We start from the raw sequence: 15,447 nt of genomic DNA on the forward strand, positions 1-15,447 counted from the left end.
TCTACTCCAAATTAAAGTGCCAGTAGCGCTGATATGACACTATCACGGTCTCGTTCAATCAGCTCGACGCGACCTTCTATTTCCGAAACTCCAATTGTAATAACACGACTCAGAGCTGGAATCTCCTTCTTAGGTGTGAAGAACTCAATATACTGAGCTAGTTGTTCTCGTGTTACAAGACTACTTGCACTGTAGCGCGGGTAGTCATCGTAGCTTTTGTCACCAGCAAATGTATCAATGACCCACTGCCAGTTGTCTCGAATCCACTGCCAAGCGGCATCGCGACTTTCTCTGCCACGAATGAGATACACGAACCAGCGTGCAGCATCCTGAGGCCGTATAACTAGCGGATCTTTTATTGCTTCAAGAAGTAGCAGTATTTTCTCTTTAGTTCGAGTTGATGTAATACCAAGACATATATCCTGCTGCAGTTCAGCTGACGATGATGACTTATATGTTGAAAATAGTGCATCAAATATCTTTCCATCATCATGCCGTACAACACTGCTAATAATAAGGGGTCGAAGCTCTGGGTCAAGATCGATGAGATCATTTGATTCAAATAGAGTCTTTGCTTTTTGAAGTGCATCGGGAGCTTCACCGTATAGTGTAAGCGCTAAAATCGTTGCACGAAGTTTCGAGTCTTCTTCTGATTCACCTGGTTTTGCATCCCATCCAAGTCGAGCATATTGCTCTGCCGCCATGTTTGCAGCAAATGTACGCAGCTTACTCTCAGCTATGGGGTTATCATCGACAAACTTTTTTAATTCACCAATAGCCATACTCATAATCGTCCATACTGGTTCACTCGTTTCATTTTTATACCCACCGAGGAGGCTAATGAGCTGAATACTCGGAAGAATACCTGCTCTTGCAAGCATCGTTGATTCATCAAGCAGTTGGATACGATCAAGCATAGATAAGTTACCGGCACTCACCTCGCCGATTAATCGCTGGAGCAAATCGTCACTATAGTGAGTAATAAAATGAGCCGTATCTTGGTCGTTAAATCTGAGTGGTGTGGTGTGGTGACGCGTCACGACAACCGATCTTTCAGAAAGTATTTCTGGCATCTCGCTACAAGGAGAGGTGAGCGGAATTGGCCATAGTTTACTCGATGCTTCGTGTGGACCTACAAAGAATTGTTCCTGAGCGAGTGTTACTTGATCACCGTCCTGTGAGACATGGAGAACCGGATAGCCAGACTGTGAAATCCATGTATTCATAAGACCGGCAATATCTTTACCGCTAATCTTTGCTAATGCATTCCATAGGTCATCTTGATCAGTGTTGCTGTAGGCATGTTCTTTAAAGTACAGCCCAAGACCAGTACGAAAGTCTTCTTTGCCTACGTAGTGTTCTAGCATGCGTAGGAGCCGAGCGCCTTTTGCGTAAACGATTGCACCGTCAAATAACGTACTAATCTCATCAGGATGGTTTACATCTACCTGAACAGCCTGTACACCGTCAACACTGTCTCGACGTAGGGCCATGACAACCTCACCTGATGCGAAATCAAGCCATATATTCCATTCAGGGTAAAGTGCATCAATGGCAATGTACTCCATCAGGGTTGCAAAACTTTCATTTAGCCAAAGATTATTCCACCACTTCATAGTGACAAGATTACCGAACCACTGATGAGATAGCTCATGCGCAACAACAGTTGCAATATACTGCTTACTACTTATTGAAGTTGTCTTAGGATCTGCAAGGAGCGCAATTTCACGATAAGTAATGAGGCCCCAGTTTTCCATTGCACCAGATCCAAAATCTGGAAGTGCCACATGATCCGACTTAGGTAGCGGATAAGGGACACCGAAATACTCGTCAAAGAAATCAATCGTTCGAGTTGCAACGCCAAGAGCGAAATCAAGGCTTTCTGGTGGTTGAGCTGGTGTTGCCCAAACATTTACTTCGACGCCACTTTTCGTTGTTGCAGTCTTTTTATGCATTTCACCAACAACGAATGCGAGCAGATACGTGCTCATTTTTGGCGATGTCTTAAAAGAGGTCACAAGCTGGTCATCAGCCACAACTTGTCTCTCGACAGGCATATTTCCTAAAACTGTAATGTTTTGTTCGGTCGTGAGAGTGACGTCAAAAGTCGCCTTTGCTTCAGGTTCATCGATACACGGGAATACTTCACGGGTATGATGGCTTTCGAACTGCGTAGCTAGGAGCTCTTTTTTAACACCATTATATTCGTAGTAGCAGGGATAGAGTCCGTGCATGGGGTCGGTGATCGTACCTGAAAAACCGATAACAAGAATATGTGTTCCACTATGGATATCTGGGTGAGTGATATGGAGCTCATCGTTGTCGCTGCTACCAAAATCTGCTTCTTTGCCATCTAGCGTAGCTGATTCAATTGCAAGATCCTTTGCATGAACGATGATAGTACCGGTACTATCGGGTGACACGCCGTGAATAGTAACTGTCCCACGGAAAGTTCGCTCAGCCCGGCCAAGCATTAATGAAAGGTCATAATGTGTTGGTGAAAATTGATCAATAAGTCGAGGTACTGTCTGCATATATCTATTGTAACAAAGGTATACTAGATATATGAAACAAGGTTACGTACTTCGACGGATCATTGGGGTAATTTTTATCCTCGCTACCGTAGCAGCTGTGTCTATTAACCATCCAAATATAATGCAGTCAGTGGCTCCGCCTCAATCCGTTAGTACGGCAACGGGACCAGCAATAGATGTACTAAATAGTCTTGCGGTTAAAGGTCGCTCTCCAAAAACAGGGTACGCGAGGACGCAATTTGGTGATGGCTGGACAATATCTAAAGGGTGTGACACTCGGGAGATTATTTTACGTAGGGACATGACGAATGTCACCGCGAATGACAAGTGCCAGGTAATAAGCGGTACGCTCAATGATCCGTATACTGGTAAAATAATTCTTTTTAGCCGAGGTGAATCATCAAGTAGCGCAGTGCAGATCGATCATGTTGTTGCGCTTAGTAATGCTTGGCAGACCGGTGCTCAGCAGCTTACTGTGGATCAGCGCGTGTCACTTGCTAATGATCCACTTGAGTTACTTGCCGTTGATGGTCCAACAAATCAACAAAAATCTGATGGTGACGCTGCCACATGGTTACCCTCAAATAAGTTATATCGTTGTCAGTATGTCAGTCGTCAGGTTGCAGTGAAATCAAAATACAAACTGTGGGTGACTCAATCTGAAAAAAATGCGATCACAGCTATTCTCTCAACATGTCCAGGACAAATACTACCCCAGTAAAAAATAAGTGGGCTTTTATATCTGCTTTTAGCGCACCGGTGGAATAATAAGCTGTGGGCCACTTGTTTTCATACTATTCACCTCAGGGTTTGCCATCTTTATCTGTAGCATGCCATCAGGGTGTGTACGCATACAATCATACAGTGAGCTGTAGTCGTCTACTGTCGGGTCGAGCCAAGTAGCTTCATCTTCAGGGCGTAAGATAACGGGCATTCGTGGGTTGATCGTTGCCATTTCTATATTTGAAACAACCGTTATGACGGCAAACATACCCCACTGTGTGCCTTCAGGATCTGTCCATGAAGAATAGATACCCGCAATCGAGAATAAGTCTTGGTCTTTGGGTTTAATATAAAATGGTCTTTTTCCATCTGGCGTTTTTTGCCATTCGTAGTAGCCATTTGATGGTATAAGGCACCGACTATTGCGGATTGCATGTTGCCAGCTTACTTTTTCAAATACATCTTCAGATTTAGCATCAAATGTTTTATAGCGAAAGACGCCATTTGTATCTTTAGCGCGTTCGGGAATGAAGCCCCATTTCATCCGCTTTAGCTCAATAACACCATCTGAATTTGTAAATATAACTGGCGCAAGCTGTGTTGGGCTGATATTATAATTTTTCTTTACACCCGGGGGAACGCCGTTAGGGAGCTTAAAACGATCACGTAGGTTTTCAATTTCAAATAGCGTATAGCGTTCGGACATATTGCTATTATACCTTAGTTAATCTGTTATGTGGTCTATCTATATTTAATTACTATTAAAACATTGCAACCGCGCCTATATAGATGACATAGATATCGTAAGATCTAGTAAAACAGAGGTCAAAAGGATACAATATATCAAGTTATGCAGGACTCATTCTCTTTTACTATTCAGACAAAGCTTTCAAGTGATTCTTTAGCGCGAACAGGAACTATCCATACTCCACATGGTGATATTCAAACACCAGCCTTTATTGTAGTCGGGACTAAAGCGGCAGTTAAAGCAATGGTACCAGAACAGGTCAAAGCTGTTCATGCTCAGGCTGTACTCGCCAACGCCTATCATCTTTATTTACAGCCAGGTCATGCACTTATCGAACAAGCCGGTGGTATTGGAAAGTTCATGAACTGGCAAGGCCCGACATTTACTGACTCAGGTGGATTTCAAGTTTTGTCACTTGGAAGTGGTTTTAAAAAAGTACTTGCCATGGAGTCTGGAAGCGCAAAAGTGGTTGATTCAATCGCACCGATGGGAGCGCGTCACGCATTTGTCGATAATGACGGCGTTACATTTAAATCGCATCTTGACGGAAGTATGCACCGATTTACACCAGAGCATTCTATGCAAGTGCAGCATGGAATTGGCGCAGATATTACATTTGCTTTTGACGAACTCACCTCACTGGTTGATACATACGATTATCAAGTCGAGTCACTGAATGTTCGTACACATCCATGGGCAGAGCGAAGCCTTATAGAAGTCCAGCGATTACGAGAACAAGACCCAGGTCGTCCATACCAAGCATTATTCGGTGTCATACAGGGTGCCCAGTATGAAGACCTACGAAAGCAAGCAGCTACATTTATGGGTCAACTACCGTTTGATGGGTACGGCATAGGTGGTGCGCTTGAGAAAAGTCAAATGGGTGAAATTATTAAATGGGTAAACACCATACTCCCAGAAAATAAACCTCGACATCTTCTTGGTATCAGTGAGCCTGATGATATTTTTCTCGCAATAGAACAAGGCATTGATACGTTTGACTGCGTGTCCCCAACAAGAGTTGGTCGTAACGGCGCAGTGTATACCTATGACGGAAGAGTAAACATTAAGGGCGCAAAATATAAAACTGATTTTACGCCTCTACTTGAAGGTTGTGAGTGCTATACGTGTCAACATTACACACGTGCATATATACAACATTTATTTCGCGCGAAAGAAACTCTTGCTGGAACACTGGTATCAATACATAATGAACATTTCATTATCAAACTTGTTGATGACATTCGTGTAAGTATTATCAATAAAACTTTTTATGAACTCAAGGACTCTTGGCTTAGCCGGTATTACGCTAAAAAAGATATCGCTAAGTCGTGACTAAGAATTATCTGCACAGTAGTCTTTACCTGATGTTAGTGGTATCTGAAGCGCGAATTGTCTCGAATTGGTACTGAGTTGGACATCTCTGTCGCCTACACATATATATCCTCTTCTGTAGATTACACTCGTAAATCCATCGCTTACGACTGAGCTGAGGGTGTAAGGTTTATGTGTTACTGGATAAGCCAAGCCCTCCATGTATTTATTTTGGAATGTAGCAATTTCAGCTTCTGTTGCTGGGTATTTGCCATTGTTGTCGGACGAGTAAGACTCTAGGAGTGTGGTAATTCGTTTCATATCAGATTGAATAATAGTGTCGGTTGCGGCATTTTGAACTGTAGGCTGTGTTTTAGGCGGAGATGTTGAATCAGCGGGTTTCATTTCTGCCACTGTATTTGAAGAATCATCAACTAGAGGGCTATGTGGCGCTAACAGATCTAGCGCTTTAATAGTACCAAAAGCAATAAGTGGGATAGCGACTATAGAAACGGAAATAATAATAAGCTTTTTCATGAGACTTATTGTAACAGATTTTAGTAATCAAAATTACTTGTATAAATTATAATAATAAGCTATAAATAAATTAACATGAGCGTAAACGTATTCACTGGAATTACATACTAGATGATGGACCGACTGCTTGCGTCCAGCATGCAGTCGTACGCACACCTCCCGCCGCCAGATGCATGGAAAGAACCGGACAAATGGCTTAGTCCCGACAATAGACAAAAATTCTACGCGCCAATAGATGACCGCGGTTTTGTATTACCAGATGACACCGTTGAGACTGTTCTTGATTTATTTCATGATGATTATGAATGGCCGTACGATAAAGACGACCCAACAACAAAACCTGACGACCACCACTTTCACTGGGAAATGGATTCATACCTCCCAGTGCACCATCTAGGTAGTACCATCCCAATGGCCTTTCGTGAACTCGCAACCAATAGAGGACTTATGCCGCGGCAATTTCATAATGTTATTCACCATGTTACTTATGAGCCTGAAATTCCAGATCTATCCGATATGGAGCAATATTTGCGGTCATACGTTCTTGCAAAACACGCCTTCCTACGTTTATTTGCGACTGCCAAACAGGCAGTAACGGCTCAGCGAACTTTCTCCGTTCGTCGTCAAGATATTCTTGAACACCCAGATAGGATAAAAGGAGATTATGACGAAGTTGGTGAAGCATTCCATGCCCAGCAGTTTAATAAATATTTCACAACCTACCAACAACTTATTTTAGCAACTCAGAATATTCCTTCGGATAACCCTGTTTTTTCAGACATCGATAGGATTAATAGGCGATTGAAACCCCACCATGCTGTAAAAATATTAGGTCTTGCAGCGACACGAAAGTATGTTAATTTCGTACCATTAATTGTTGGTAAAGCTGCTTGAATTAGAATATATTTCTTATGGTTGCACAAGCCCACATGCTCGGAGTATTATCTTTCAATGACGGATCACGAGAAAAATGGCAATTACTCTGGTGAAAACGACCCCTTATTTGCTCATTTAGATTTTGAAACACCTACTATTATGATTGATAGAGATGGGCAGCAGTGGATTCAAGTTAATTTTGAGACAGAGCGACAAAAACTACTTGATGATTTTTATGATCATATGCTTGCTTATACTCAGATGTACGGAGATGTAGATATGTCTAATGAAGAGTCATATCGGGCATTTGTACATAACCTTGGTGAACTAATGGCCGACGAAGAAGAAAAAATCGAACTCTATATGGATGAATGGGTCCAGGTAGGTGGACTTGAGTATATTCTCCATGACGGCAAGCCGCATCGGTTCAAAAAAGGTGGTGTACTTCGTGGTCGATATCAAGGTATCGAGCTATACCCTTGTTACGATATATCTACAGGAAAATCTATCGAAACACTACCTATCGGTGTAAGTCTCGCTGTAACTGATCTTTGGCTTGTGAGCGATGACGGTGAAACGGAAGAGCAGTTTGATTTTCCCGAGGGTGATCATGTGCTGCTAACACTTCATGGTCCTGGAATAGAAGTACGAAAATTTGAGCCAGTCATTGCTGCATAGTTTCCTTTTGAAAAGAATATGACTGCGCATAGATAAGTTGGTAGATACAATAAATGAGCTTTAATTTCTTATGCTTGCATCAGTTTGTGTAAGCGGAGTATTATCTCAAAATGACAGATTACGAAAAATCTTACGGATACTCTCATGAGCAGGATCCTTTGGCTCATTTAGATTTTGATGAGCCGGTCGAAATCATCGACGAAGACGGCAGCCACTGGTTGCCGATTGATCTAGAAAATGAACGGCGAGTTATTCTTGAAAAATTTGCTGAACATGTATCAAGTATGCAGCTAATCTGCGGGGAAGTCGACACGAATGATACTAATGAGTATCAGGCGTATTGCCACAATCTTTCAGACCTCATAGCCTCAGATGAAGCGAGACTCAAACTCGTAGAGGGTGACTGGGTACAGCTAAAAGGGCTTAGCTATGTTGTCCATGTTGGTGGTGGGCATGCGATTGATCCATCCGCAGTAATTAGGGGGAGATATCAAGGAGTGACGCTTTTTCCATATTACGTCCAGTCTGGTGCAGATATGGTTGAAGAGCTTGCAGCTGGGCTTTATTTTGCCGTAACTGATGTATCAATGATTTCTGCAGACGGTACGATGAAGATTGAATACGAGCTTGAAGAGGGTAGTCCCGCATTATTAACGCTTCATGGAAAAGATGTGCAGGTTTACAAACTTGAGCCTCTTGATCGAGATAAAGGTAGGTCTGATCCAGCTGACTCATCGGGAACAAATGACATTGGTTATAGTGAGAACTAGAATATTGATAATAAGTATTTGCAGCCTAATTATATAAATATTTATAATTTGCCATCAACTATTTGAGTAGTATGCAAAGTTAAAACGGCCGCGACAGAAATCGTCGCGGCCTACCGTTCTCGGTAAATGAGCTCACTGAAATGAGCGACGCATGGTCGAGTTTCTTCTAAATACTCTTGACCATTATTTTGATAGCCCCTAGGAGATCTTCGAGCTCCTTGATCCTTTTTCGGAGTTTTTCGACCTCGGACTCTTCTCTTTTAGGCATGGTTTCATGGGTTTCAACTGATATTGAACCAAACTTCACTGCAATATTGATTGCTCCAGAAAGTTCGTTTCGTATCAGTGTCCTGAAGCTAAACGACTGCGAGCGCACATATGCATCTCGCCTGTCTGAAAGAATTCCATAGCTCTCATTCATGTCCACGTTCAGGGCGTTATTGATGGCGTACGCGCTCTTCGCACCGGTCTTCGCAAGTTCGATACATATCGACTTTAACTTTTCTAAGACTTCCTGGGCAGTGTCGCAATTGAAGAGTCCACATTCCCAGCTGGAGACATCGTTGTCTCCAGCAAGTCCATTACCTCTGCAAACGCGCTGAATGACCCTTACGCGCTCATCGATAGTCCTCTCGGAAATCATAAAACCGCCTTCTGTCCTTACCTTATCTATCGCGGATTGCGAAAATATAGGTACTAATTTTATTATAGCATATAATTAATATTAAATCAATAATCAGTATAACTACTAAGTTCAGGATATAATATAGAATAATGAATGAAATAATTTGCCCTCACTGTAAAAAAGCTTTTAAGGTTGATGAAGCAGGATTTGCTGATATTTTAAAGCAAGTTCGTGATCATGAATTTGAGAGTGCTCTTCATGAACGCGTTGAGATGTTAAAAAAAGAAAAAGAGAACGCAATTAAGCTCGCTGAAGCGAACACAAAGAATCAGTTACAAGTAGATGCGGCAAAAAAAGATGCACAAATTGCTGAACTAAAAATGCAAAAAGAAGCTGAAATCGCAAAGTTAATTGCGACGAGAAATGCTGATGTATTAGCGATTCAAGCCGCAAAGGACACTGAGCTCGCTCGACTTCAAGCTCGACTTCAAGCAGCTGAAACTGAAAAGAAACTCGAACTTAGTGAGGCTCTTAATAAAATTGAAAAAGAACGTGATCATATTGCAAATGAACTCAAAAATAAGGACACGGAACGCCAATTGCTAGAATCATCATTAAAGGACAAATACGAAGTTGAGCTTCGATCAAAAGATCAAATGATTTCATATTATAAAGATATGAAGGCTAAACTATCTACAAAGATGGTAGGTGAGACTCTTGAGCAGCACTGCGAAACCGAGTTTAATAAACTGCGTGCAACTGCATTTCCAAATGCCTATTTTGAAAAAGATAATGATGCTAAAACTGGGAGTAAAGGTGACTACATCTACCGTGAAGTAGACGAGTCTAGTAATGAAATTATCTCCATCATGTTTGAAATGAAGAACGAGGGAGATGAGACGACTACAAAGCATAAAAATGAAGATTTCCTGCGAGAGTTGGATAAAGATAGAAATGAGAAAAAATGTGAGTATGGTGTACTCGTGACACTTCTCGAATCTGAAAGTGAACTTTACAATACTGGTATCGTCGACGTCTCCCATAAATATCCAAAGATGTATGTGATACGTCCACAGTTTTTTATACCGATCATAACGCTTCTTCGTAACGCTGCTTTGAACTCTATGAAGTATAAATCTGAGCTCGCCCTCGTTAAAGCTCAAAATGTCGATATCACTCATTTTGAAGATAATATTAATGCGTTTAAAGAGGGATTTGCAAAGAACTATGATCTTGCAAGCCGTAAGTTTAAAACAGCTATTGATGAGATAGATAAAACTATTGATCATCTACAAAAGACTAAAGACGCTCTATTATCATCGGAGAACAATCTTCGCCTTGCTAATAACAAAGCGGAAGATCTAACAATTAAGCGACTAACTCGCGGTAATCCAACTATGGCTGTAAAGTTTGAAGATCTTAATAACTGAGTAATCTGAACCCTGTTTAATTTGCCTCGTTAATGACACTGCTGCTTGCACACCGGTCCTGTTTGTTGCTATATTGTGCGGATGACAAGTGCTGACAATAACGAATCGAAACTCTTTGCTGAGCTTGAAAATAGCATGGAGACAGATCTCTCATCGTGGCGTACAGCACTCTTTGTTTTCTTTGAACAATTTTTACCACTGGTTGTTGATGAATTGGGAAATAAGTTAGGCAGACAAGTCGACTTTCAGATTGATACGGATAGGGCTGAAGTATGCGCGATGGTTAGAGAACTTATTGTAGATCACTGGAGATTAATAGGTGATCCACCTGCTGCGCGTGCTATGGTAACGGCTTCTGGTCGTGGAATTTTTCAAGTTTATAATGACGTTTATAATAATTTTGATCCTGAGCAAACAAGTGAGTATGCAATATTATCAGGAATATTTATAGGTTTCGACGTCCAGGCATATGTAGATCCAGCGTATTTAGATGTAATAAGTGAAGGTGAAGAGGTTAGTCTGGACGTCCAGAGACACTACCAAAAGCCATTTGGCCTTCATCTAGTCCTTACTGACGTTAATGTTGTAGATCAGAATACTTATGAACCGCAAGCCTTTGGAGATAAATTAATCTATTTGCCACTCCATTATCCTGAAGTTACGCTACGTTCAATATCAGCTCACAAGTAGAGCGACGTATCAATTTCGCCGAGAAGCCTTTTTCTTATAATCAGTTTCATCTTCAATTTCATGTCCAAGAATTTCTTCGATTAAGTCTTCAATCGTTACAATACCAACAATATGGTCATCACGCTCGATTGGAATTAAGTGAGTATGCGCACTTATGAATTTACGGAACATAGTATCAAGCGCGGTCATACTTCCAACTATTTTAACGGGATGAAGTGAGAGATCATCAACTGCGATTGGATCATCAAAATCATATGCAAGTAAATCTTTAATAAGAAGTACACCATAGCAACGTGTGAGATTTGTATCGAAAATTGGTATGCGACTGCGACCTTCACGTTTAATTTTTTCAATAGTTTTTGTATCGATAATGTAATCTGGGGTTACCCAAAAAACATCGTCAATACTTGTCATAATATCTCGAACTCGTTTTTCGCTCATTTGGAGGACACTTTTAATAATTTCAGCCTCGTCTTCATCAAGTTCACTTTCATCGGCATCGATCTGCTCATTGATAATGATGCCCAGTTCACCGCGTGAATGTAGCTCTTGCTTGTGATTCCCAACGAGCTTATTAAGTAGTAATTCGAGCGGACGAGAAATAATATATGTTACAAAGACGAGAAACTTTAAAAATGGTGCAAAACGTGCAGTAAATGCGAGTGCATTTTTAGCAAAAAGTGCTTGTGGGATGACTTCACCAAATATGACAATAAGTAGCGTGCTCACAATTCCGGCGATAAGACCATGAAAATGATCATCGAGCACAAGAGATGTAGTCGAGATAACGGCCACGTTGGCAAGCAGGATGCTTGATAGCGTCAGGTGACTTTTACGACGAAGAGGGAGGACACGCTTAGCGCTTACGTCACCTAGTTTCGCTTTTCGCTTTAGGTCACCAAGTGATAAAGCCATGAGTGATATGTTGAGACCAGAGCAGAGCGCCGATATCGTAATAAGCGCTAATATTTCAAAAATAAGAATGAGGATACTCATGTAACTGAATAGGAATTATATAGTTGTTAGTCTTGTTTGTATAGACTTATTCTTGTTGATGAAGCGCTTGATTGTCGAACAACACAGACAGGCTCGAAGCCTTCGCTATCTTCTATTTCTGGCGACGCACAAACGATAACACCGAGGTATTGCCCACTTGGTAGTGTTCTTTGAAATACAACCGGACCAGCGCATTTAACAGCGTATTCACCCATCTGTTTCTTTATACTGATTATTTCAGCGTTAGTTTCCTCAATAGATTCACCAAGCTCCCCGCGTAGTCGATGACTTATTTCATTAATTGATGAATCATCATCAGGTTCAGCCGACTTCCCGTGTTCTTCTTCGAAAATGATTTTTGCTTGCTGTTCGGGTTGATTGCCCATGCATGTCATGATATTTTCATCATTTTCTGTCTCAAGATCGGCAATTTCAATCATTGCGTTGTGCTGCACTGGACATGCCGCACAAACACGGGGGTTCATTAATTCCATAATCACATATTTATATCATATTTACTGATCATTCTCAACTTGCAGATGAATTTATGTGCTAAATATTCTTTCCGTCCAAGGTAGTATTAAGACGAGCTAGGTAAAGTGACTAAAGAACACATATGAAAGGAGGGCATGAATGAATAAAGTACAAAGACTAATTCTAGGATCGGCCAGTATTGGAATATTTAGTGTATCAAGCATCAGTGCTATGGCAGCGCTTGCTGCAAGTACAGTGACATCCTCTACTGGGAGGACATCGAAAATAGTTGAATCGGAGGCTGTAAATACGACGAATACGATCGATGCTTATAGTGACGATACTAGTGAGGAAACAATCGCTATGGATATAACAGGCATAAGATCACTAAGTGATAGTCGGCAGAAAGAGGAATACAGCTAACCAGTTATGGTTTTTATTTTTATTGAAATGCAGTAGGATTGAAAATACTATGGGCATACAAGGCGGAGAACTCACTACACTAGCTGCATATAATAGACAGCTAGAACAGCGTATTAAAGAACAGGACATTAACAACGTTGATGTCTATAGCGCCATGCTACGACTTACAAGTAAAAAGTATGAGGCGCTGAGGCTACCTGTAATGTTAGATAATATTACAGCTCGACCAAGCGGTGTCTATGTCGTAAGCCTCTGCATGCTCGATGAACATTTTAAGAAAATGCTGACAACAGGGGGCATGATGATTGATGGTATGTGGATGCCAGCAAGAGATGACCCTTTTAAATTTGAACGTCCAATAAACGGTAGAGCGGTTGAAGGATACCTTACGGACTATTCGGATGGCGTTGATATAAGTGAACTTATGAATAAAGAACTGATTTCTGCTTCAGTAACTGAATGATGAATTGCTATAATACTATAATTATGTTATAGTTTTATCATAATCTAAACCTTTTTTGCATAGAATTGCTCGTTTACAATAATTGTCATTTTATATCCACTCATCAAGTGGACCACATACTTTTGTGGAAGCGACTACAGATAGGAAATCACATGACTTGGTGGAATCGTCGCAAGACGGTACCCGAAGCAACACCCGTTTTTGCCACCGCGCAGCCAATGCCGTGCAAGACCATGGTGACGGGGCCGATGCAGATCAGGCGCTCTGTGCAGTACGGATACGATACCGGCAAGCCAGCCGTTGATCTTTCCAAGCACGCTCCAGAAACCGTCCAGCTTGTGAAGGGCCCGTACTACGCGGCTCAAGCGGCACTGAAGGCGGTAGGACTCTTCGGTGTCCGAATCAAGATCATCGTGATGGTCGATGGTTCGGGCTCGATGAAAGGGGCCTACGCGGAGCAGGATGTGCAGAAGATGCTCAATAGGGCACTCGGGTTCGCTCTGAACCTGGACCCGAGCAAATCCATCTCTGTATTCACATACGGCACAAGTGTTAGCCGTCCGGTTCTCATCGAACTCTCGAACTACAGCAGTGCGGGCACCCTGATCAAACCTGACTTTGGGTGCACAAACATGGCACTCGGGTTCGAGCAGGCTCTCGATATCGCTCGCAATTCCGAAATCCGGCTACCGACCATGGTGATCAATATCACCGACGGTGATCCCAACGATGGGGTCAGTAAGATCATGGCTCAAAAGGCCATGACTCGCTCCGTAGTAAGTTCGTCATGCGAACCAATTCAGGTCAAGAACTTGGCTGTGAAGAGTGTTCCGTATCTCGAAACGATCGACGATCTACAGAGTTGGTACGAGGTTCGTAAGGACAACAGTGGAAACACAGTCCATGATCATGAGGGTCACGTCATCCTCGACTACAATCCGAAAGGAGTACGACTGATCGACAACGTTGATTCACAGAAGGTCAGTCCTGGGGACTCGGACCAGAGATGGGCCGAAGCATTTGCCGGCGAGGTGCGTGACTGGCTCGATGCTAGTGCACAGGTTGGTTTGATCACTGGAGTTCCAGGGATCGACCGTCGCTACTGATCGACATCTGTACGTCGCTGACGATACACCCGGAGAAACGCTCTTCGGGTGTATCGAATGCAACATTTTTATGATTGGATATAAGATGATATTTGAGCAAATTGATATATAACATACTTTAAAATACTATTGATCATAAAGCATAAATATGATATTATACTAATTATTGAAACAATAGTTTCATGTAGCCAAGTACAGAAAGAAGACGTCATGTCTCTCTCGCTCATCAAGGGAACGCCCGCCGAGCCGCTCGTCAACCCCAACGGACACGCCGTCAGCAAGCTGACCGTCGGTGTCGGCTGGGACAAGTCGTCCGGCGGCAAGAAGGGCTTCGCAGGAATGCTCAGCCGTGCGAAAGGGATCGATCTCGATCTCGCCGGTCTGGTGTACGACAACACCGGGTCGGGCGTACGAGTCTGCGGCTTCGACACCCCTGATCTCTTCGGCGGCGGCATGCACCACACTGGTGACAACAAGACCGGAAAGGGCGACGGAATCGACGAGTCGATGGAAATCGATCTCGACCGACTGCCGCCCAACATCACCGGGATCGTCGTCACCCTGAACGCCTTCAAGAAGGGTGTGTCGTTCGCGAACATCGCCGGCGCCGACTGCTTCTTCTCCGAGAACTTCGGGAAGGATCTGTTCGGCCTCGGCCAGTTCGCCGTCCCGATCGACGATGCGACCAAGAACACCATCTTCATGGCGCGCATCCTGCGCGACGCGACGAGTGGTGGTTGGACGATCAAGGTCGTCAATGCCATGGGCTCAGCGATCAACGGTGACCCGCGTCAGCTCCTCAGCGTCGGAAAGGCCTACCTGACGGTCTGACCGCTTCGCTAAGCGAGCAACGAGTCACCGCCTAGAAAACGAAAACTCAATCTGAAAGGCTACACGGCCATCCCTTCTGGGATGGCCGCTTTCAATTTCAGAAATAAGATAGATCTTTAATGTACTATACAAAGTATAGTACTGGTGGTATACTTAGATTAGTAATACAGCTCGTGACCGAATGGTCCGCCGTATGCAAAGTTATTTATACAATCTAATCGAAGGAGTT

The 15,447-nt window shown here is 42.7% G+C and carries 17 protein-coding genes; 11 read left to right on the plus strand and 6 right to left on the minus strand.

Features of this window, described 5'->3' with window-relative positions; translation table 11 throughout:
- Positions 1–11: 11 nt before the first annotated feature.
- Positions 12–2,534: a M1 family metallopeptidase gene (locus ABIS22_01415; GenBank protein ID MEO7740555.1), complete on the minus strand. Its 2,523-nt coding sequence runs from the start codon at positions 2,532–2,534 to the stop codon at positions 12–14.
- Positions 2,535–2,565: 31 nt separating this feature from the next.
- On the opposite strand from ABIS22_01415, the gene ABIS22_01420 reads away from it, so the two are divergent.
- Positions 2,566–3,255, plus strand: a complete 690-nt coding sequence (locus ABIS22_01420; GenBank protein MEO7740556.1) for an HNH endonuclease family protein — start codon at positions 2,566–2,568, stop codon at positions 3,253–3,255.
- 27 nt (positions 3,256–3,282) lie between these two features.
- On the opposite strand, the gene ABIS22_01425 is transcribed toward ABIS22_01420, so the two are convergent.
- The gene (locus tag ABIS22_01425) at positions 3,283–3,963 is read right to left on the minus strand and encodes an SOS response-associated peptidase (GenBank protein MEO7740557.1); all 681 of its coding nucleotides are present in this window, start codon (positions 3,961–3,963) and stop codon (positions 3,283–3,285) included.
- A gap of 144 nt (positions 3,964–4,107) precedes the next feature.
- On the opposite strand from ABIS22_01425, the gene tgt reads away from it, so the two are divergent.
- Complete coding sequence (gene tgt, locus ABIS22_01430) at positions 4,108–5,340, plus strand: tRNA guanosine(34) transglycosylase Tgt (GenBank protein MEO7740558.1); 1,233 nt, start codon at positions 4,108–4,110, stop codon at positions 5,338–5,340.
- Here tgt and ABIS22_01435 read toward each other — a convergent pair whose 3' ends face one another.
- Positions 5,341–5,856, minus strand: coding sequence for a hypothetical protein (locus tag ABIS22_01435; GenBank protein MEO7740559.1), 516 nt, complete (start codon positions 5,854–5,856; stop codon positions 5,341–5,343).
- 111 nt (positions 5,857–5,967) lie between these two features.
- Here ABIS22_01435 and ABIS22_01440 point away from each other — a divergent pair, with 111 nt between their 5' ends.
- From ABIS22_01440 to ABIS22_01450, 3 genes are all read left to right on the plus strand, one after another.
- On the plus strand, positions 5,968–6,750 hold the full coding sequence (locus tag ABIS22_01440) for a hypothetical protein (GenBank protein MEO7740560.1): 783 nt from the start codon (positions 5,968–5,970) through the stop codon (positions 6,748–6,750).
- Between the two features lie 57 nt (positions 6,751–6,807).
- Positions 6,808–7,410 carry a hypothetical protein gene (locus ABIS22_01445; protein ID MEO7740561.1) on the plus strand — a complete coding sequence of 201 codons (603 nt, stop codon included), beginning with the start codon at positions 6,808–6,810 and terminating at the stop codon, positions 7,408–7,410.
- 110 nt (positions 7,411–7,520) lie between these two features.
- Positions 7,521–8,180 carry a hypothetical protein gene (locus ABIS22_01450; protein ID MEO7740562.1) on the plus strand — a complete coding sequence of 220 codons (660 nt, stop codon included), beginning with the start codon at positions 7,521–7,523 and terminating at the stop codon, positions 8,178–8,180.
- Between the two features lie 166 nt (positions 8,181–8,346).
- Here ABIS22_01450 and ABIS22_01455 read toward each other — a convergent pair whose 3' ends face one another.
- Positions 8,347–8,823 (minus strand): hypothetical protein, encoded by a 477-nt coding sequence (locus ABIS22_01455; protein ID MEO7740563.1) that lies wholly within the window; start codon positions 8,821–8,823, stop codon positions 8,347–8,349.
- Positions 8,824–8,954: 131 nt separating this feature from the next.
- Between ABIS22_01455 and ABIS22_01460 the strand changes: the two genes are divergently transcribed.
- Both ABIS22_01460 and ABIS22_01465 read left to right on the plus strand, forming a co-directional pair.
- Entirely contained in the window at positions 8,955–10,235 is a 1,281-nt protein-coding gene (locus tag ABIS22_01460; GenBank protein ID MEO7740564.1) for a DUF2130 domain-containing protein, read from the plus strand.
- Positions 10,236–10,316: 81 nt separating this feature from the next.
- A complete protein-coding gene (locus ABIS22_01465; GenBank protein ID MEO7740565.1) occupies positions 10,317–10,925 on the plus strand; it encodes a hypothetical protein in 609 nt (202 codons plus the stop codon).
- Positions 10,926–10,934: 9 nt separating this feature from the next.
- Here the strand turns inward: ABIS22_01465 and ABIS22_01470 are convergent, their stop codons facing one another.
- A complete protein-coding gene (locus ABIS22_01470; protein ID MEO7740566.1) occupies positions 10,935–11,921 on the minus strand; it encodes a CNNM domain-containing protein in 987 nt (328 codons plus the stop codon).
- Between the two features lie 26 nt (positions 11,922–11,947).
- Positions 11,948–12,415 (minus strand): hypothetical protein, encoded by a 468-nt coding sequence (locus ABIS22_01475; protein ID MEO7740567.1) that lies wholly within the window; start codon positions 12,413–12,415, stop codon positions 11,948–11,950.
- Between the two features lie 139 nt (positions 12,416–12,554).
- On the opposite strand from ABIS22_01475, the gene ABIS22_01480 reads away from it, so the two are divergent.
- The 4 genes from ABIS22_01480 to ABIS22_01495 all read left to right on the plus strand — a co-directional run bounded on the left by ABIS22_01480 (position 12,555) and on the right by ABIS22_01495 (position 15,218).
- On the plus strand, positions 12,555–12,818 hold the full coding sequence (locus ABIS22_01480) for a hypothetical protein (protein ID MEO7740568.1): 264 nt from the start codon (positions 12,555–12,557) through the stop codon (positions 12,816–12,818).
- A 49-nt stretch (positions 12,819–12,867) separates the two neighbouring features.
- Entirely contained in the window at positions 12,868–13,281 is a 414-nt protein-coding gene (locus tag ABIS22_01485; protein MEO7740569.1) for a hypothetical protein, read from the plus strand.
- A gap of 152 nt (positions 13,282–13,433) precedes the next feature.
- Positions 13,434–14,387 (plus strand): VWA domain-containing protein, encoded by a 954-nt coding sequence (locus ABIS22_01490; protein ID MEO7740570.1) that lies wholly within the window; start codon positions 13,434–13,436, stop codon positions 14,385–14,387.
- Between the two features lie 210 nt (positions 14,388–14,597).
- On the plus strand, positions 14,598–15,218 hold the full coding sequence (locus ABIS22_01495) for a TerD family protein (GenBank protein ID MEO7740571.1): 621 nt from the start codon (positions 14,598–14,600) through the stop codon (positions 15,216–15,218).
- The last annotated feature ends 229 nt before the right edge of the window (positions 15,219–15,447 follow it).

The organism is Candidatus Saccharimonadales bacterium (genome assembly GCA_039928925.1).
Taxonomy (GTDB): Bacteria; Patescibacteriota; Saccharimonadia; order Saccharimonadales; family Saccharimonadaceae; genus UBA6022.

Bases quoted from the DNA above. Each gene is read 5' to 3' on its own strand.
- ABIS22_01415 (MEO7740555.1), bottom strand. From the start codon at position 2,534: ATGCAGACAGTACCTCGACTTATTGATCAATTTTCACCAACACATTAT.
- ABIS22_01420 (MEO7740556.1), top strand. From the start codon at position 2,566: ATGAAACAAGGTTACGTACTTCGACGGATCATTGGGGTAATTTTTATC.
- ABIS22_01425 (MEO7740557.1), bottom strand. From the start codon at position 3,963: ATGTCCGAACGCTATACGCTATTTGAAATTGAAAACCTACGTGATCGT.
- tgt (MEO7740558.1), top strand. From the start codon at position 4,108: ATGCAGGACTCATTCTCTTTTACTATTCAGACAAAGCTTTCAAGTGAT.
- ABIS22_01435 (MEO7740559.1), bottom strand. From the start codon at position 5,856: ATGAAAAAGCTTATTATTATTTCCGTTTCTATAGTCGCTATCCCACTT.
- ABIS22_01440 (MEO7740560.1), top strand. From the start codon at position 5,968: ATGATGGACCGACTGCTTGCGTCCAGCATGCAGTCGTACGCACACCTC.
- ABIS22_01445 (MEO7740561.1), top strand. From the start codon at position 6,808: ATGACGGATCACGAGAAAAATGGCAATTACTCTGGTGAAAACGACCCC.
- ABIS22_01450 (MEO7740562.1), top strand. From the start codon at position 7,521: ATGACAGATTACGAAAAATCTTACGGATACTCTCATGAGCAGGATCCT.
- ABIS22_01455 (MEO7740563.1), bottom strand. From the start codon at position 8,823: ATGATTTCCGAGAGGACTATCGATGAGCGCGTAAGGGTCATTCAGCGC.
- ABIS22_01460 (MEO7740564.1), top strand. From the start codon at position 8,955: ATGAATGAAATAATTTGCCCTCACTGTAAAAAAGCTTTTAAGGTTGAT.
- ABIS22_01465 (MEO7740565.1), top strand. From the start codon at position 10,317: ATGACAAGTGCTGACAATAACGAATCGAAACTCTTTGCTGAGCTTGAA.
- ABIS22_01470 (MEO7740566.1), bottom strand. From the start codon at position 11,921: ATGAGTATCCTCATTCTTATTTTTGAAATATTAGCGCTTATTACGATA.
- ABIS22_01475 (MEO7740567.1), bottom strand. From the start codon at position 12,415: ATGGAATTAATGAACCCCCGTGTTTGTGCGGCATGTCCAGTGCAGCAC.
- ABIS22_01480 (MEO7740568.1), top strand. From the start codon at position 12,555: ATGAATAAAGTACAAAGACTAATTCTAGGATCGGCCAGTATTGGAATA.
- ABIS22_01485 (MEO7740569.1), top strand. From the start codon at position 12,868: ATGGGCATACAAGGCGGAGAACTCACTACACTAGCTGCATATAATAGA.
- ABIS22_01490 (MEO7740570.1), top strand. From the start codon at position 13,434: ATGACTTGGTGGAATCGTCGCAAGACGGTACCCGAAGCAACACCCGTT.
- ABIS22_01495 (MEO7740571.1), top strand. From the start codon at position 14,598: ATGTCTCTCTCGCTCATCAAGGGAACGCCCGCCGAGCCGCTCGTCAAC.